This is a genomic window from Streptomyces sp. NPDC051172, from assembly GCF_040682555.1.
Taxonomy (GTDB): domain Bacteria; phylum Actinomycetota; class Actinomycetes; order Streptomycetales; family Streptomycetaceae; genus Streptomyces.
On sequence record NZ_JBFBBE010000004.1, the window covers coordinates 58,505 to 74,996 of the forward strand.

The 16,492-nt window shown below is 71.4% G+C and carries 16 protein-coding genes; 10 read left to right on the plus strand and 6 right to left on the minus strand.

All coding sequences use genetic code 11. The features are described from left to right. Window positions 1-30 precede the first annotated feature (30 nt). Window positions 31-1,278: a beta-eliminating lyase-related protein gene (locus tag AB0N07_RS03435; protein ID WP_365831616.1), complete on the plus strand. Its 1,248-nt coding sequence runs from the start codon at window positions 31-33 to the stop codon at window positions 1,276-1,278. Here AB0N07_RS03435 and AB0N07_RS03440 read toward each other — a convergent pair. Beyond that, window positions 1,268-1,483, minus strand: a complete 216-nt coding sequence (locus AB0N07_RS03440; protein WP_365831618.1) for a hypothetical protein — start codon at window positions 1,481-1,483, stop codon at window positions 1,268-1,270. The genes AB0N07_RS03435 and AB0N07_RS03440 overlap by 11 nt on opposite strands. Before the next feature lie 158 nt (window positions 1,484-1,641). Here AB0N07_RS03440 and AB0N07_RS03445 point away from each other — a divergent pair, with 158 nt between their 5' ends. Continuing rightward, window positions 1,642-2,745, plus strand: coding sequence for a DUF5937 family protein (locus AB0N07_RS03445; RefSeq protein WP_365831620.1), 1,104 nt, complete (start codon window positions 1,642-1,644; stop codon window positions 2,743-2,745). Between the two features lie 14 nt (window positions 2,746-2,759). Here the strand turns inward: AB0N07_RS03445 and AB0N07_RS03450 are convergent, their stop codons facing one another. Together AB0N07_RS03450 and AB0N07_RS03455 are read right to left on the minus strand one after the other, a co-directional pair. Further along, complete coding sequence (locus tag AB0N07_RS03450; RefSeq protein ID WP_365831622.1) at window positions 2,760-3,431, minus strand: response regulator transcription factor; 672 nt, start codon at window positions 3,429-3,431, stop codon at window positions 2,760-2,762. A gap of 100 nt (window positions 3,432-3,531) precedes the next feature. Then, a complete protein-coding gene (locus tag AB0N07_RS03455) occupies window positions 3,532-4,731 on the minus strand; it encodes a sensor histidine kinase (protein WP_365831624.1) in 1,200 nt (399 codons plus the stop codon). A 118-nt stretch (window positions 4,732-4,849) separates the two neighbouring features. Here AB0N07_RS03455 and AB0N07_RS03460 point away from each other — a divergent pair, with 118 nt between their 5' ends. Continuing rightward, on the plus strand, window positions 4,850-5,863 hold the full coding sequence (locus AB0N07_RS03460) for an SAM-dependent methyltransferase (RefSeq protein ID WP_365831626.1): 1,014 nt from the start codon (window positions 4,850-4,852) through the stop codon (window positions 5,861-5,863). Between the two features lie 27 nt (window positions 5,864-5,890). Here AB0N07_RS03460 and AB0N07_RS03465 read toward each other — a convergent pair whose 3' ends face one another. Further along, complete coding sequence (locus AB0N07_RS03465; protein WP_365831628.1) at window positions 5,891-7,042, minus strand: NADH-quinone oxidoreductase subunit D; 1,152 nt, start codon at window positions 7,040-7,042, stop codon at window positions 5,891-5,893. Window positions 7,043-7,073: 31 nt separating this feature from the next. Between AB0N07_RS03465 and AB0N07_RS03470 the strand changes: the two genes are divergently transcribed. Both AB0N07_RS03470 and AB0N07_RS03475 read left to right on the plus strand, forming a co-directional pair. Continuing rightward, window positions 7,074-7,586 (plus strand): PH domain-containing protein, encoded by a 513-nt coding sequence (locus tag AB0N07_RS03470; RefSeq protein WP_365831630.1) that lies wholly within the window; start codon window positions 7,074-7,076, stop codon window positions 7,584-7,586. Continuing rightward, on the plus strand, window positions 7,583-8,920 hold the full coding sequence (locus tag AB0N07_RS03475) for a PH domain-containing protein (protein WP_365831632.1): 1,338 nt from the start codon (window positions 7,583-7,585) through the stop codon (window positions 8,918-8,920). The genes AB0N07_RS03470 and AB0N07_RS03475 overlap by 4 nt, the downstream gene beginning before the upstream one ends. 126 nt (window positions 8,921-9,046) lie before the next feature. Here the strand turns inward: AB0N07_RS03475 and AB0N07_RS03480 are convergent, their stop codons facing one another. Then, window positions 9,047-10,423 (minus strand): hypothetical protein, encoded by a 1,377-nt coding sequence (locus AB0N07_RS03480; protein WP_365831634.1) that lies wholly within the window; start codon window positions 10,421-10,423, stop codon window positions 9,047-9,049. A 135-nt stretch (window positions 10,424-10,558) separates the two neighbouring features. Then, entirely contained in the window at window positions 10,559-11,686 is a 1,128-nt protein-coding gene (locus AB0N07_RS03485; RefSeq protein WP_365831636.1) for an alpha/beta hydrolase-fold protein, read from the minus strand. Between the two features lie 224 nt (window positions 11,687-11,910). On the opposite strand from AB0N07_RS03485, the gene AB0N07_RS03490 reads away from it, so the two are divergent. The 5 genes from AB0N07_RS03490 (at window position 11,911) to folK (ending at window position 16,445) form a co-directional block, all read left to right on the plus strand. Then, the gene (locus AB0N07_RS03490) at window positions 11,911-13,722 is read left to right on the plus strand and encodes a phosphatidylglycerol lysyltransferase domain-containing protein (RefSeq protein ID WP_365831638.1); all 1,812 of its coding nucleotides are present in this window, start codon (window positions 11,911-11,913) and stop codon (window positions 13,720-13,722) included. A 129-nt stretch (window positions 13,723-13,851) separates the two neighbouring features. After that, on the plus strand, window positions 13,852-14,730 hold the full coding sequence (gene folP, locus AB0N07_RS03495; RefSeq protein ID WP_365831640.1) for a dihydropteroate synthase: 879 nt from the start codon (window positions 13,852-13,854) through the stop codon (window positions 14,728-14,730). Then, window positions 14,727-15,230: a nuclear transport factor 2 family protein gene (locus AB0N07_RS03500; protein WP_365831642.1), complete on the plus strand. Its 504-nt coding sequence runs from the start codon at window positions 14,727-14,729 to the stop codon at window positions 15,228-15,230. The genes folP and AB0N07_RS03500 overlap by 4 nt, the downstream gene beginning before the upstream one ends. Before the next feature lie 247 nt (window positions 15,231-15,477). Then, a complete protein-coding gene (gene folB / locus AB0N07_RS03505) occupies window positions 15,478-15,837 on the plus strand; it encodes a dihydroneopterin aldolase (protein WP_365831644.1) in 360 nt (119 codons plus the stop codon). Further along, window positions 15,834-16,445: a 2-amino-4-hydroxy-6-hydroxymethyldihydropteridine diphosphokinase gene (gene folK, locus AB0N07_RS03510; protein WP_365831646.1), complete on the plus strand. Its 612-nt coding sequence runs from the start codon at window positions 15,834-15,836 to the stop codon at window positions 16,443-16,445. The genes folB and folK overlap by 4 nt, the downstream gene beginning before the upstream one ends. Window positions 16,446-16,492 lie beyond the last annotated feature (47 nt).

Here is a 16,492-nt window from a genome sequence, read left to right on the forward strand (position 1 = left end):
CCCGTACCCGCGCCAGGCATGATCCGGGGCATGAGCGATGCGGCGCAGCAGGTCGAGCGGCACTCCGACCCGACATCGGACGAAGACCAGATAACAGACGAAGAGCGGCGCAAGCGACGCCGTAAGCGGCGCATCGGCGTGTACCGGAGCGCTGAGCGCGTCCTCGCGCGCCCCGGATTCCTGGGCACGCTCCGGGAGCGTCTGACGCTGCTGGACGGCGTGCAGGACCTGTACGACCTGGACGAGCCGGCGGACATCTACGGCAACGGCGTCGTCGAGGCCCTGGAGGAGAAGGTCGCGGGGCTGCTCGGCAAGGAGGCCGCCGCGTTCTTCCCGACGGGCACCATGGCGCAGCAGGTGGCGCTGCGCTGCTGGGCGGGCCGCAGCGGCAGCCCCACCGTCGCCCTGCACGCACTGGCCCACCCCGAGGTGCACGAGCGGAACGCGTTCAGCCAGGTCAGCGGGTTGCGTCCGGTACGGGTGGCGGGCGGGCCCCAGCTGCCGACCGCCGACGAGGTACGTGACTTCGAGGAGCCCTTCGGGGCGCTGATGCTCGAACTGCCCCTCAGGGACGCCGGTTTCGTGCTGCCGTCCTGGGAGGAACTCACCGAGGTCGTGGCGGCCGCCCGCGAAAGGGACGCCGTCGTGCACTTCGACGGCGCACGCCTGTGGGAGTCCACCGTCCACTTCGGCCGTCCCCTGGACGAGATCGCGGACCTCGCGGACAGCGTGTATGTGTCGTTCTACAAGTCCCTGGACGGCTTCGGCGGCGCCGCGCTCGCGGGCCCGAAGAGCCTCATCGAGGAGGCGAAGACCTGGCGGCACCGGTACGGCGGCCAGATCTTCCAGCAGTTCCCGACGGTGCTGTCGGCCCTCGCGGGGCTGGAGCGTGAGCTGCCCCGGCTGCCCGAGTACGTCGCCCACGCCCGCGTGGTGGCCGATGCGCTGCGCGAGGGGTTCGCGGCGGCCGGGGTGCCCTGGATGCGCGTCCACCCCGAGGTGCCGCACACCAACGAGTTCCAGGTCTGGCTGCCGTACGACCCCGACGTGCTCGCGGAGGCCGCCGTCCGGCACGGCGAGGAGACGGGCACCCTCCTGTTCACGGACGCCTGGGACCCGAAGGGCCCGGGCCTGGCGTTCACCGAGGTGTCCGTCCGGGCCGCGGGCCTGGAGTGGACGGCCGACGACGTGAAGGCTGCGGTCGCCGAGTTCGTGTCCCGGCTCGAAGAGGAGGCCGGCAAGGCGGAAGCCGACGGCGCGGGGGCGGTCAGCAGGTAGAGCGCGGCCGCAGATGCAGCCACCGGCCCAGGGCCTGGCGTATCCGCCCGTGGGCCGGACGTCCGGCGAGGACCGCACGCAACTGCCGGTGGTCGCCCACCTCGCGCACGACCTGCCAGTCTTCGGCCCCGGGCGCGGGCGGGTCCGGCTCGCCGAGCTTGCGGGCGCGGTAGGTGTCGAGGAGGTACTGCTGCGTGATGCTCATGGCTGTTCGCCTTCTCGGGACGTGGAGTAGGGGGTTTCGTGGGCTCCGCGGCTGCCCCGGTGCTCCCAGGCTGCGCCGCTGCGGCCGTGAAGTCGCGTCGATTGACGGCCGCCGTCAATCGACGGGGCGTTGTCAGTGGCGGGGTGCACCATGAGGTCATGAGCGTGCACATCGACATCGCGGGGCTGCGGCCGGAGAGGGTCGCCGTCGTCCCCTCACCCCTGGCCGAGCTCGGCATGGCGCTGCACGCACTGTCCGAGCCGGGGCACCATCCCGGTCTGCAGGGCTGGGTGACGGGGGTGACGGCCCGGCTCGACTCCCATCTCGCCGACCGGATGTGCGAGGCGGACTTCCTGTGGCGGACGACGTTCTCGGACCTGTTCCTGCCCTGTGCGGGCATCCCCGGCGGCGCCGCACTCCCCGGCGCCACGCTCGCCGAGGAACTGGACCTGCTGGACAAGCTGACGGACGAACAGTTCGTGGACGCGGCCCTGGAGTTCAGCTGCGCGATGCCCTACGGCGACGGGCCGAGCCCCCTCGTCGACGCCGGGCTGCGCCGACGCGCCCTTGAGCTGGCCGCCGCGCGCGGCCCGGGGCAGGTGCGGTTCAGCGAGCTGCTGCTGACCGATCCGCCCAGGATCCGGGGCTGGCTGCGCCAGTTCCTCCAGGACTGCGACGAGGCGTTCTTCGCGGAGGCCTGGTCCCGGCTGCGCCACCAGCTCACGGCGGACGCCCGCCACAAGACCGACCTCCTGCGCCACAAGGGCCTCGCGGAGGCGCTGGCCGCCGTCTCCCCGGTGGTCACGCTCGACGAGGCCGCCGCACGGATCACGGTCGACAAGCTGAGCGTGGGCCGTACCGCCACGCGGGACGGCGGCCTCCTCCTCGTCCCGACCAGCTTCGGCTGGCCCCACCTGTCCGTCCTGTACCGGCACGGCTGGCAGCCCGTGCTGCACTACCCCGTCGGCTCCCCCGAACTCGCCGCTCCGCCCTCCGTCGAGCAGTTGACGCTGCGCATGACGGCCCTGTCCCACCCCGTCCGGATGCGCATCTGCCGCTATCTGGCCCGCAGCGCCCACACCACGAGCGAACTGGCGCAGACCCAGGGCATGACGGCCCCGGAGATATCCCGGCACCTCAGTGTCCTGAAGAAGGCGGGCCTGATCACCACGCGCCGCCGTGGCCGGTACGTCCAGCACCAGCTGGACATAGCGGTCGTGGCCCGGCTCGGCAGCGACTTCCTGGAAGGGATACTCCGCTAGGCCTGCGCGGACCGTCAGCCGTGCCCGCCCGCCCGCACCAGACCCGTCTCGTACGCCAGGACCACCACCTGCACCCGGTCCCGGAGCCCCAACTTGGTCAGGATGCGGCCCACATGGGTCTTCACGGTCGCCTCGGACAGCACCAGCCGGGACGCGATCTCGCCGTTGGACAGGCCCTGTGCGACCAGGATCATCACCTCGCGCTCGCGCTCGGTGAGCCGCTCCAGCTCCTTGTGCTTCGGCTCCTTGCCGACGCTCGGCAGCATCGGCGCGAACCGGTCGAGCAGACGGCGCGTGGTCGACGGCGCCACCACCGCGTCGCCGCTGTGCACGGCGCGGATGGCGGCGAGGAGTTCGCCGGGCGGCACGTCCTTGAGCATGAAGCCGGAGGCGCCCGCCTTCAGCCCCGAGAAGGCGTACTCGTCGAGGTCGAAGGTGGTCAGGATCAGCACCTTCGGCGGGTCGGGCTCCGAGCAGATGCGGCGGGTGGTCTCCACCCCGTCGAGCTTCGGCATGCGCACGTCCATCAGCACCACGTCGACGGCGGTCGCGCGCAGCACCTGGAGGGCCTCGACACCGTCCCCCGCCTCCGCGACGACCTCCATGTCCGGCTGGGCGGCGAGCACCATCCGGAACCCGGTGCGCAGCAGCACCTGGTCGTCGACGAGCATCACGCGGATCGTCATCGGGACCTCTTCCGTTCTCATCCGTTGCGGCGGTTTCCGTTTGCGGCAGTTGCTGTTCTGCGGGGTCGTGACAGGTGTCAACGAGGGACGTACGTAGGCGTCAGTGCGCGGGTTTCAGCGGGAGCAGCGCACTGATCCGGAATCCGCCGCCGGGGCGCGGCCCCGCGTCCAGGGTGCCGCCGACCATACCGACCCGTTCACGCATGCCGATCAGGCCGTGACCCTGGCCGTCGGCGCCGCCCTCCTCGTACAGCTCGTGCGGGGCGCCCTTGCCGTCGTCCTCGACGAGCAGGCCGAGGCCGTCGTCGAAGTAGACCAGGCGCACGCTGGCGCCCGCGTTCGGACCGCCGTGCTTGCGCGTGTTGGTCAGCGCCTCCTGCACGATGCGGTACGCGGTGAGCTCGACTCCGCTGGGCAGCGGGCGCGGGGTGCCCTCGACCTTGAAGTCGACGGGCAGACCGGAGGTGCGGCACTGCTCGATGAGCTCGTCGATCTGGTCGACGTCGGGCTGCGGAACGTACTCGCCGACCTCCTTGTGCTCGCCGGTGCGCAGGACGCCGAGCAGGCGGCGCATCTCGGCGAGGGCCTGGCGGCCGGTGGAGGAGATGGTCTCCAGGGCCTTCTTGGCCTGGTCGGGGGCGGCGTCCAGGACATAGGCGGCGCCGTCGGCCTGCACCACCATCACCGACACGTTGTGTGCGACGACGTCGTGCAGCTCGCGGGCGATCCGGGCGCGTTCGGCCGCGACCGCGACCTTGGCCTGCGCCTCCCGCTCCTTCTCCAGCCGGGCGGCGCGCTCCTCCAGCTGCGCGAAGTAGGCGCGGCGGGTGCGGATGGAGTCGCCGAGCACCCAGGCGAGCGCGAACGGCACGGTCAGGAAGACCGCCTTCGCGGCGTTGCCCAGCGCGTTCCCGTCCAGCGGCCAGCGCGTCTGCGCCATCGGTGCCGCGCACAGCCCCACGGCCAGCGCGAGCCGGGAGGCCCATCGGTTGCCCGTCGTGGCCACCGTGTAGACGATCACCAGCATCGCGAAGTCGGCGGCCATCGTCTGGACGTTCAGCACCAGCTGCGCCAGGCCGAGGCCGATCGTCAGCAGCAGCATCTTCTCCGGCATCCGCCGGCGCAGCGCGATCACCAGGCACAGCAGAAACGCGATCGGAACGATCAGCGCCGGTGAGTCGGTGCCCCGGACCGCCGAACTGGCGGTTCCGCTCAGCAGCGAGATCCCGAACAGGAAGACGGCCCAGAGGGTGTCGACCCCTGTCGGGTGTCTGCGGAGGAAGTCATAGAGGCGCTGCACGTAACCCAGCGTAGGGAAGCGAGATGCGTGCAGGGGTCAACCGGAGGACCGATCCACACCCGGCACACATACTCCCCAAGGTGGAGGCCCCCCTCTCCTGCGCGCTTAGCCTGTGCCGGTGACGGAAGAGACATCGAGCCGGTGGCTGGGCTGGCGGGTGGCGGCGGAGGGCGCGCTGTACGGGCCCGGCGGGTTCTATCGCAGGCCGGAGGGGCCGGCCGGACACTTCCGTACGTCCGTGCATGCGTCCCCGCTGTTCGCCGAGGCGGTGGCCCGGCTGCTGTGCCGGGTCGACGAGGCCCTGGAACGGCCCGGCGCGCTGGCCTTCGTCGACATGGCGGCAGGCCGGGGTGAGCTGGTCGGCGGTGTACTGGCCGCGCTGCCCGCCGAGGTCGCGGCACGCACGCGTGCGTACGCCGTCGAGATCGCCGACCGCCCCGCGGGCCTCGACGAGCGGATCGAGTGGCTCAACGAACCGCCCCGGCAGGTCACCGGGCTGCTGTTCGCCAACGAGTGGCTGGACAACGTGCCGCTGGACATCGCCGAGGTGGACGCGGCGGGCGTACCGCGACGCGTGCTCGTACGGCAGGACGGGGCCGAACGGCTCGGGGCGCCGGTCGGCGGTGCGGAAGCGGAGTGGCTCGCCCGGTGGTGGCCGCTGCCGGCCGAGGAGGGGCTGCGGGCCGAGATCGGGCTCCCACGGGACGAGGCCTGGGCGACCGCGGTCTCCTCGCTCGACCGGGGGCTCGCGGTCGCCGTCGACTACGCGCACACCCTGGACGCTCGCCCCCCGTTCGGCACGCTCACCGGCTTCCGCGCGGGGCGCGAGACGGCGCCCGTGCCGGACGGGTCGTGCGACATCACGGCACATGTCGCCTTGGACGCGTGCGCGGCGCACGGGTCGGCGCGGATGCTCTCCGGCGCGCGCCTTCTGCCGCAGCGCGAGGCCTTGCGCGCCCTGGGCATCACCGGCGCACGCCCCCCGCTCGCACTCGCATCCACCCAGCCCGCCGCCTACGTACGAGCCCTCGCGAGCGCCGGCGAAGCCGCCGAACTCACCGCACCGGGCGGCTTCGGCGACTTCGGCTGGCTGCTGCAGCCGGTGGGGATCCACGACGCACTCCTCGGCTGACCGCGCCGGCCCCTGGCCCCCGCCGCGCTACTTGTCGATGTCTCCGACCACGAAGAACAGCGACCCCAGGATCGCCACCATGTCCGCGACCAGCGTCCCCGGCAGGAGTTCCACGAGCGCCTGGATGTTGTTGTACGAGGCCGAACGCAGCTTCAGTCGGTACGGCGTCTTCTCGCCCTTGCTGACGAGGTAGTAGCCGTTGATGCCGAGCGGGTTCTCGGTCCACGCGTAGGTGTGCCCCTCGGGAGCCTTCAGCACCTTGGGGAGCCGCTGGTTGATCGGCCCCGGGGGCAGCTCGGCGAGCCGGTCGAGGCAGGCGTCGGCGAGGTCGAGGGCGACATGGGTCTGCTCCAGGAGCACCTCGAAGCGGGCGAGACAGTCGCCCTCCTGCCGGGTGACGACCTTCAGGGTGTCCTGCAGCTCGCCGTACGCGAGATACGGCTCGTCGCGGCGCAGGTCGAAGTCGACGCCCGAGGCGCGCGCGATCGGCCCGCTCACGCCGTAGGCGTGCACCGTCTCGGGCGCCAGCGCGCCCACGCCCCGCGTGCGCCCCCGGAAGATCTCGTTGCCGAGCACCAGGTCGTCGTAGACGTCCATGCGCGAGCGCACGGCGGCGACGGCGGCACGCGCGCGCGCGGCCCAGCCCGCCGGCAGGTCCTCCTTGAGGCCGCCGACGCGGTTGAACATGTAGTGCATACGGCCGCCGGAGACCTCCTCCATGACGTTCTGGAGGACCTCGCGCTCCCGGAAGGCGTAGAAGACGGGGGTGATGCCGCCGAGCTCCAGCGGGTACGAGCCCAGGAACATCAGGTGGTTGAGCACCCGGTTGAGCTCCGCGAGCAGCGTGCGCGTCCACACCGCGCGCGTGGGCACCTCCATGCCGAGCATGCGCTCCACCGCGAGGACCACACCCAGCTCGTTCGAGAAGGCCGACAGCCAGTCGTGGCGGTTGGCGAGCATGATGATCTGGCGGTAGTCGCGCGCCTCGAAGAGCTTCTCCGCGCCGCGGTGCATGTACCCGATGACCGGCTCCGCGCGTGTGATGCGCTCACCGTCCAGCAGCAGGCGCAGCCGGAGCACGCCGTGCGTGGACGGGTGCTGCGGCCCGATGTTGAGCACCATGTCGGTGCTCTCCGCGGCGCCGCCGATACCGACCATGGTCTCCGTCGTAGGAGTCATGGACTCAGTCTCTCCTACGTACGCTGACCCCATGGAGACGGGGAGCCCGCAGAAGACGGGGACGACGGGGGACGGGTCGGCGGAGCCGGTGTGGATCGGGCTGCCGCCCGGCCTGCTGCGGATGCGCCGGCTGCTGCTGGTGGTGTGGCTGGGGCTGCTGGCCCTCGCCCTGGGACTGCTGCTCGGGCTGCTCACCGGGCCCGGCTGGGCCGCCTTCGCGCTGCTGCCACTGGCGCCGGCGGCCTGGGGGTGGGTGCTGCTCGGCCGCAACTGGCGCTCCTGGCGGTACGCCGAGCGGGCCGACGACCTGCTGATCAGCCGGGGCGTGCTGTGGCGCGAGGAGACCGTTGTGCCGTACGGGCGGATGCAGCTGGTCGAGGTGACCTCGGGACCCGTCGAGCGGCATTTCGGGCTGGCCAGTGTGCAGCTGCACACGGCGGCCGCGGCGACCGACGCGACCATCCCGGGCCTGGACCCGGCCGAGGCGGAGCGGCTGCGCGACCGGCTCACCGAGCTCGGCGAGGCCCGATCGGCGGGTCTGTGACCGCGCCGGGCGTCGAGGACGCCGTAGCCGTGAAGGAACCCGTCACCGAGCGGCGGCTGCACCCCGTGACGCCCTTCAGGCGGGCCTGGGCACCGGTGGCCGTGGTCATCGGATGGGCCGTGCACGATCCCGACCAGGCGCAGCAGCAGCTGACCCGGCTGACGACCACGACCCTCCTGATAGCACTCGCGGTCCTAGTCCCGGCCGCCTCCCTCTACGGCTTCCTGACCTGGTGGTTCACGCACTTCGCGGTGACCGAGACCGAGCTGCGGATACGGACGGGTCTGCTGTTCCGGCGCACCGCGCACATCCGGCTGGAACGCATCCAGGCCGTCGACGTCAGCCAGCCGCTCCTCGCGCGCGTGGTGGGCGTCGCCAAGCTCAAACTCGACGTCGTCGGGACCGACAAGAAGGACGAGCTCTCCTTTCTGGGGGAGCGCGAGGCGCGTGCTCTGCGCGCGGAACTGCTCGCACGCGCCGCGGGTTTCGCGCCCGAGACGGCGCACGAAGTCGGCGAGGCGCCCGCGCGCGAGCTGTTGCGCACGCCGCCGCGCGATCTCGCGATCTCCGTCCTGCTGACGGGCGCCACCTGGTGCTCCCTGGCAGCCGCGCTCGTCGTCCCGCCGGTGCTCTGGCTGGCCACCCACAGCGTGTGGACGGTCCTCGCCACCAGCCTGCCGCTGCTGGGCGCGGCGGGCGCGAGCAGCGCGGGGCGGTTCGTCGGCGAGTACGACTGGACGGTGGGCGAGTCACCGGACGGGCTGCGCATCGACCACGGACTCCTCGACCGTACGCACGAGACGGTGCCGCCCGGCCGGGTGCAGACCGTGCGGATCGTGGAGCCGCTGCTGTGGCGGCGGCTCGGCTGGGTGCGGGTGGAGCTGGACGTGGCCGGTTCGTCCAATTCCGTGCTGGTGCCGGTCGCTCCGCGGGCGGTCGCCGAGTCGGTCGTCGCGCGCGTGCTGCCCGGGGTGACCGTGCCGTCGGCCGAGGCGCTGTCACGGCCGCCTCGGCGGGCCAGTTGGTGTCAGCCGGTGTGGTGGCGAGGCCAACACATAGCCGTCACCGACACGGTGTTCGCCGCCCGGCACGGCCTGCTGCGCCGGAACCTGGCACTCGTGCCGCATGCGAAGGTGCAGAGCGTGCGGCTGGTCCAGGGGCCCTGGAAGCGGCTGTGGCGGCTCGCCGACGTGCATGTGGACACGGGAGCCGACAAGACCGTGACGGCCCGGCTGAGGGACGCCCAGGAGGCGGCGGAGCTGCTGCGAGGACAGGCCGAGCGGTCACGGACGGGGCGACGGGACGCACTGCCGGACCGGTGGATGACGCCGTAGGGCGATGACCCGGCGGCGCCGCGAACTCGTAGCCGGGAATCCAGAAGCCCGGGAAGCGAGGATCCCGGGCAAGCGAGAGCCCCGGGCCGTCAGGAACCGCCCGGGGCCGTCAGGGGACCGAAGGTCTCAGGAAACCGCGCTCCGCAGCCCCTGCACGTCGATCTGCTCCGTCTCGTCGTGAGCCGTCAGGTCGATGACCTGGCCGACGGCGGGGGCCTCCTTGTCGGCCGGCTTGAACTCCGCCTCGGCCTCGGCCTTGTGCACGGCGAGCGCCTCCTGGCCGACGACATCGGCGAGGTCCTCGTTCTGCACGGCCTCCAGGGCGTCCCGCGCCCCCTCGCTCTTCGTACCGAAGAAGTCGAAACCGCCCTCGACCGCCGGACGCCGCACCGGGGCGGCCGGTACGACCGCCACCGCGGTCGGTGCGACGAAGTGACCGGCGGGCTGCTGCACGGGTTGGGCCGTCGGGACATGCCTGGTCGGAGTGGTGGCGGCCGCGCGCTCGTGCCCGTCGACCGCCTGGGGCTGCCCCTGCGACTCATCCTCCTGGGCCGCGGCCTCGGCCTCACCGGCGGCGGCCTCGGTCACGGTGCCGGCGGGCCCGGCGGCGACGGCCTCGGTGGCGGCCGCCTGAGCTGCCGCGGAGTCCGAACCGGCCTTCACCGTCACCGGCTCGCCCTTGCGGGAGACGTCCTTCGAAGGCTCGTCGCCCTTGGGAGAGCCGCCGCCCTTCGGGGAATCGTCGTCCTCGGGGTCGGTGCCGTCCTCGGCCTCGGCGTTCGCGGCGTCCTGGGAGTCCGCCGCGCCGCCGTCGTCGTCCTTGGGAGAACCGTCACCGTCCTCGTCGAACTTCTTCAGCGCCGCCTTCGCCCGCAAGAACAGCTTGGAACCCTCCGGCGAGAAGATCGCCGGCGCCGCCGGTTCGTCGGCAACGCCCTCGGAGACGTCCGCCGAGGCAGCCACAGCCTCGGTCTCCTTCGCCACGGGCTCCGTCTTCGCAGTCACCGTGTCGGCCACCGGCACGGGCGGCAGCGCGCGAGCCGGGGCCCCGGTCTCTATCTCGAGCAGACGGCGGCCCTCCAGGGCGCTCGCACGCTCGGTCTCGGCGGTGGCGTACCGGCGCAGCAGCGCCGCGTGTTCGTTGCGCAGTCCCGCCAGTTCGGCGCGCTTGGCCCGCAGCCGCTGCTCCAGCTTGGCGCGCAGCTCGCGGGACTCCTCGAGGTCGGTCTCCAGTTCGGCGACCCGCTCCTCGTGCCGCCACTCGTCGCTCGCACGCGCGCGCGTGAGGTCGGCGACCTGCTTGCCGGCCTGGGTGTCCCAACGGCGCATGACGGCCGCACCGACGACCGCCGTCGCCGCGGCGCCCGCGGCTATGACACGGAGCACGGCCTGTTGTGAGAACACCCACGGACCGAAGGCGCAGACGAAAGAGACAACTGCGATCGCCGACGGTGGCAGCAGTCTGTGCAAGGGCGGGGAATGGCGGTGACGTCCACGTGGCATGGCCAGAAACTTACCGCGAGTAGGGGAGCGTTGGTGCCCCGCCCCGCAAAAACACAGCCATACCGAAACGTTTACAGGGCATCAGGAATAGGCCTTTGCCGAATTCAGCAAGATCATCACCTGTGGGAACCCTGGTCACCCCTCGCTCAGCCGTCCGCTGATCCACTGCAGAGTCGCGGGAATCTCCCGCCGCCAGGTGTTGAAGTTGTGGCCGCCGCTGTCAAGGATGATCGACGAGATCCGTGTCCGGTTCGTGGCCTGCACACCCTCTATGAACTTCAGCGTCGACTTGTAGTTGGATTCCCCGATCTTGCTGCTGGTGACGAGCAGCGAAGTGTCCGGACCGGGCAGGTGCTTGAGGCACCACCACAGGCTGGCGCGGTTGCGCAGCCCCTTGTCGCCGTGGAAGAGATCGCCCGTGGTGGGGTCGGTCGGCGCCTTGTAGTACGGCGACAGACCCGCTGCCGCGGCATACACACCGGGGTGGTGCATGGCGAGCTTCAACGCACAGTAGCCACCCGTGGAATCGCCGATGATGCCCCAGCTGCCCGGCTTTTTGCCCACCCTGTAGTGCGCGAGTACGGCATCGGGCAGGTCCTTGGCGAAGAACGTCTCCGTCTTCGGGCCACCCGGGATGTCCACGCATTCCGTGTCCCTCGGCGGCGCCACCGTCGGCCGCAGCATCACCAGGATCATCGGCTGCATACGGCCGCTCTTCGCGAGACCCTGTGCCGTACTCGGATAGTGCAGCTTGTCCACGAGCGCCTGGGCGGTGCCCGGATATCCGGTGAGGACGACCGCCGCGGGGAACGTACGCGTGCGGTACTGCGGCTGGAAGTACTCCGGCGGAAGATACACATACGCGGGTGTGGCGATGTTCGTCGTGCGGCCGACGATGTCGACCTTCTGGATCTGACCGCCGGCCTGCGGCTTGGGACCGCCGGCCCCCACCACGTGTGCCGTGTCGATCACCTGCAGCGGGCCCCCGGAGGCGCCGGACGCCGTGTGGTTCACGACCACCCCCTGGGCCTTCTCCTGGCCGAAGAGGTCCGCCCAGCTGGCGTAGAACCCGAAAGACTGGTTTGCGGCGAGGCCGACCGACAGGAAGAGGGCCAGCTGGGTGCCGAACAGCAGCCCGACGCGTCCACTCACGGCGCGCCAGTTGCGCCGTGACAGGCGCGGCCACACCCACACCGTGCCCACGAACAGCAGTACGGCGAACATCACTGCCAGCAGCAGCACTTTCTTGCTCGTAAGACCCATGACCTGCTTCCTGCCTGCGGTTTCCACCCGGACCCCGCGCACCTTCGCGAGAGCTTGTCCGGAACTTTCCTCGGCCTTTGGACCGGCTTTGAGGAGAGATTGGAACCTCGCTCCCCGAGACACCGTCCTAGAGGGCGCAATGTCGCCGGATGCCCGAATCGGGTCCGGATCCAAGGTCTCTCGCAGAACTACGGGATGCGATGTCTGTCAGGACAGATGAGGAATTGTCGGGTGGGGTTCCCTCCCGATCACGCAGCGCGCGGCGCGTATTCCGTGGTCCGCGCCCCGAGGCCGTCCCCGTCCTCGTCGCCAGAGCCTGTGCACTCGTGGGCGTTCTGGACATCGCCGCGGGCGTCTTCCCGCGCTTCAGGCACAGCCGTATGCACACGATCGCCGAGGTGCTGCCCGGGTCCTTCGGCCCGTTCGCGGCCGCGCTCTCACTCAGCGCCGGCATCCTGCTGCTGCTGCTCGCACACGGTCTGAGGCGCGGCAAACGCCGGGCGTGGCGCGCCGCGGTGGCGCTGTTGCCGGCAGGCGCTGTGGCGCAGTTCACATACCGCCACTCCCTCCTCGGAGTGATCATCTCGCTGGCGCTGCTCGCACCGCTGCTGCGCCACCGCGACCAGTTCGCGGCGCTGCCCGACCCGCGCAGCAGGTGGCGTGCGCTGGCGAACTTCGTCCTCATGGGGGCAGGATCCCTCGCCCTCGGGCTGGTCATCGTCAGCGCCCACACGAACCGCATGGTCGGCGACCCGAGCCTGGCCGACCGCATCACGCACGTCCTGTACGGCCTGTTCGGCTTCGAGGGCCCGGTCGACTACCAGGGCGACACCTCCTGGACCGTCGGCTTCTCACTGGGCGCCCTCGGTCTGCTGACGGCGGTCACGACGATCTACCTCGCCTTCCGGCCCGAACACCCCGCGGCCCGGCTGACGGAGGAGGACGAGGCACGCCTGCGCGCCCTGCTGGAGAAGCACGGCCGCCGCGACTCCCTCGGCCACTTCGCGCTGCGCCGCGACAAGGCGGTCGTCTTCTCGCCGAGCGGCAAGGCGGCGGTCACGTACCGGGTCGTCTCCGGCGTGATGCTCGCCAGCGGTGACCCCATCGGCGACGTCGAGGCCTGGCCGGGCGCCATCGAGCGGTTCATGGACGAGGCCAGGGCCCACTCATGGACGCCTGCCGTCATGGGCTGCTCGGAGACGGGCGGCGAGGTATGGACCCGCGAGACCGGCCTCGACGCCCTGGAACTGGGCGACGAGGCGGTGGTGGACGTAGCGGATTTCTCCCTCGCCGGCCGCGCGATGCGCAACGTGCGTCAGATGGTCAAGCGCATCGAGCGCGCCGGTTACGAAACCCGGGTACGACGTGTACGTGACCTCGGAGACGCCGAGCTGGAGCGGATCCGCAACGCCGCCGAGGACTGGCGCGGCACCGACACCGAGCGCGGGTTCTCCATGGCGCTGGGCCGTGTCGGCGACGCCGCCGACGGCGACTGCCTGATCGCCACCGCCCACAAGGCGGACGACCAGCCCGGTGAGTACGGCGACCTGAAGGCGATCCTGCACTTCGTCCCGTGGGGCACCGACGGCGTCTCCCTGGACCTGATGCGCCGCGACCGTTCGGCCGACCCCGGCATGAACGAACTGCTCATCGTCGCGGCCCTCCAGGCGGCACCGAAGTTCGGCATCACCCGCGTGTCGCTGAACTTCGCGATGTTCCGCTCGGCACTCGCGCGTGGCGAGAAGATCGGCGCGGGCCCGGTGCTGCGCGCCTGGCGCGGCCTGCTGGTCTTCCTCTCCCGCTGGTTCCAGATCGAGTCCCTGTACAAGTTCAACGCGAAGTTCCAGCCGCGCTGGGAGCCCCGCTTCGTCGTCTACCGCGCATCGGCCGACCTGCCGCGCATCGGCTTCGCCGCCATGCAGGCGGAGGGCTTCGTCAACTTGGCCCTGCCGCTGCCGCGCTTCCTGCGCCGCCGCAGGACCGCCCCGCCCGTGTGCACGCACACCGTCGCGGAGCACGACGTACGCGCGGCATGACCGCCTGACCGAGACACCGGACGCCGGACACTGTGCAGAACGGGCCCGGACGGAAACTCCCCTTCAACCGGGGGGCTTCCGTCCGGGCCGTGGCGTCTCCCGGCCACGACCGGGGCCTACGCTGAACGTATGAGCAAGCAGAGCGGACGCGGGCGCGTCGCGGGCCTTCCGGAGTGGGACCGCTGCGCGGTCATGGGGGTGGTGAACGTCACGCCCGATTCCTTCTCCGACGGCGGCCGCTTCTTCGACACGACGAACGCCGTCAAACACGGCCTCGACCTGGTCGCCGAGGGCGCGGACCTGGTCGACGTCGGCGGCGAGTCCACCCGGCCGGGCGCCACCCGCGTCGACGAGGCCGAGGAGCTCAAGCGGGTCATCCCCGTCGTCCGCGGTCTCGCCTCGGAGGGCGTCAGCGTCTCCGTCGACACCATGCGCGCCTCCGTCGCCGAACGGGCCCTCGCCGCCGGCGCCGCCCTCGTCAACGACGTCAGCGGCGGCCTCGCCGACCCCGCGATGATCCCGGCGGTGGCAGCGGCCGGCGCCCCCTTCGTCGTCATGCACTGGCGCGGCTTCCTGGAGGGCGGCAACGTCAAGGGTGTGTACGGCGACGTCGTCACCGAAGTCGCCGGCGAACTGCACGCACGCGTGGAGGCCGTCCTGGCCGGCGGCGTCGCCCCCGACCGCATCGTCGTCGATCCCGGTCTCGGCTTCTCCAAGGACGCCGAGCACGACCTGGTCCTGCTCGCCCACCTGGACCGACTTCTCGGCCTCGGCCATCCCCTGCTCGTCGCCGCCTCCCGCAAGCGGTTCCTCGGCCGGGTCCTCGCCGGACCGGAGGGCGCGCCCCCGCCCGCGCGCGAGCGCGACGCCGCCACGGCCGCCGTCTCCGCACTCGCCGCGCACGCCGGCGCATGGGCGGTGCGCGTGCACGAGGTACGCGCGACGGCGGACGCCGTACGGGTCGCGCGCGCCGTGGAGGGCGCGCGCGTTGCCGAAGGAGCCCGGTGAGCGCCCCCCACACCGACGTCGAGGAGGTGGAAGCCGCCAACACCGCCTTCTACGAGGCCATGGAGCGCGGCGACTTCGAGGACCTGTCCGCGCTCTGGCTCGCCCCGTCCGACCTGGGGGTCGACGAGGAGTACCACGACCCGGCCGACACCGGTGTGATCTCGTGCGTGCACCCCGGCTGGCCCGCGCTCACCGGCCGTGGCGAGGTCCTGAGGTCGTATGCGCTGATCATGGCGAACACCGACTACATCCAGTTCTTCCTCACCGACGTGCATGTCTCCGTGACCGGCGACACCGCCCTGGTGACCTGCAGCGAGAACATCCTCAGCGGCGGCCCCTCCCCCAAGGGCAGCGAGGAACTCGGCCCGCTCGTAGGGCAGCTGGTGGTCGCCACGAATGTGTTCCGCCGCACCCCGGCAGGCTGGAAACTCTGGTCCCACCACGCCTCCCCCGTGATGACCGAAAACGACGAGGACGAGGACGGGGACACACCCTCCTGAGTGGGTAGGCGCCCCCTTGAGGACCAAGAAGTGGTTGGAATCACGGACCCTGGGTAGGGACGGCTACCAGCCCATGAGCCGCCGGGTTCCCCAGGGGAAACACGCGATGAACCCTCCTGGTCCCGGCACGGGCCACGCCCCAGTGGCCCGGTCCTGTCAGTGCCCGCAGGTAGATTCGTTCGAGGCCGGTGTGCCGCCCGCACACGGCATCGACCGGCCGTCACCGACGATTGCAGGAGTGATTCGCGTGGATCGTGTCGCGCTGCGCGGCCTCAAGGCCCGCGGGCACCACGGGGTGTTCCCCAAGGAGCGCGAGGAGGGCCAGACCTTCATCGTGGACCTCGTGCTCGGCCTGGACACCCGCCCGGCCGCCGCCGACGACGACCTGGCGAAGACAGTGCACTACGGCATCGTGGCGGAGGAGGTCGTGGCCGTCGTCGAGGGCGAGCCCGTCAACCTCATCGAGACGCTCGCCGAGCGCATCGCCCAGACCTGTCTGAAGCACGACGGAGTCCAGGAGGTCGAGGTCTGCGTCCACAAACCCGACGCCCCGATCACGGTCCCCTTCGACGACGTGACCGTCACCATCACCCGGAGCCGAGTATGACTGCGTCCTTCGCCACGGGTTCGAGCGACCCGACCGTACAGCCGGTACCCGCCTCCGTCGTGGCGCAGGTGGACGCCGCCGACACGACGCTCCACAACCCGAAACGGGCGGTGATCTCCCTCGGCGCGAACCTGGGCAACCGCCTGGAGACCCTCCAGGGCGCCATCGACGCCCTGGAGGACACCCCGGGCGTCCGCATCAAGGCCGTCTCTCCCGTGTACGAGACGGAGCCGTGGGGCGTCGAGCCCGGCAGCCAGCCCTCGTACTTCAACGCGGTCGTCGTCCTGAAGACCACCCTGCCGCCGTCCTCGCTGCTTGAGCGGGCGCACGCGGTCGAGGAGGCCTTCCACCGGGTACGGGACGAGCGCTGGGGCGCGCGCACCCTCGACGTCGACATCGTCGCGTACTCCGACGTCATCGACGACGACCCGCAGCTCACGCTGCCCCACCCGCGTGCCCACGAGCGTGCCTTCGTCCTCGCCCCCTGGCACGACATGGAGCCGGAGGCGCAGCTGCCCGGCCGCGGCGCGGTCGCCGCTCTCCTGGACGCCGTCACCCGCGAGGGCGTGACACCACGCAAGGACCTGGAACTCCACCTGCCCGAGTAGTCGTTAAGGTCAGGACGACCACTGTCCGCGGGACGGTCCGCAGGACC

Excerpts from the sequence above, each read along its gene's own strand:
- AB0N07_RS03445 (WP_365831620.1), top strand. The coding sequence starts at position 1,642 with ATGAGCGTGCACATCGACATCGCGGGGCTGCGGCCGGAGAGGGTCGCC.
- AB0N07_RS03440 (WP_365831618.1), bottom strand. The coding sequence starts at position 1,483 with ATGAGCATCACGCAGCAGTACCTCCTCGACACCTACCGCGCCCGCAAG.
- AB0N07_RS03485 (WP_365831636.1), bottom strand. The coding sequence starts at position 11,686 with ATGGGTCTTACGAGCAAGAAAGTGCTGCTGCTGGCAGTGATGTTCGCC.
- AB0N07_RS03450 (WP_365831622.1), bottom strand. The coding sequence starts at position 3,431 with ATGACGATCCGCGTGATGCTCGTCGACGACCAGGTGCTGCTGCGCACC.
- AB0N07_RS03435 (WP_365831616.1), top strand. The coding sequence starts at position 31 with ATGAGCGATGCGGCGCAGCAGGTCGAGCGGCACTCCGACCCGACATCG.
- AB0N07_RS03465 (WP_365831628.1), bottom strand. The coding sequence starts at position 7,042 with ATGACTCCTACGACGGAGACCATGGTCGGTATCGGCGGCGCCGCGGAG.
- folP (WP_365831640.1), top strand. The coding sequence starts at position 13,852 with ATGAGCAAGCAGAGCGGACGCGGGCGCGTCGCGGGCCTTCCGGAGTGG.
- AB0N07_RS03470 (WP_365831630.1), top strand. The coding sequence starts at position 7,074 with ATGGAGACGGGGAGCCCGCAGAAGACGGGGACGACGGGGGACGGGTCG.
- folK (WP_365831646.1), top strand. The coding sequence starts at position 15,834 with ATGACTGCGTCCTTCGCCACGGGTTCGAGCGACCCGACCGTACAGCCG.
- AB0N07_RS03480 (WP_365831634.1), bottom strand. The coding sequence starts at position 10,423 with ATGCCACGTGGACGTCACCGCCATTCCCCGCCCTTGCACAGACTGCTG.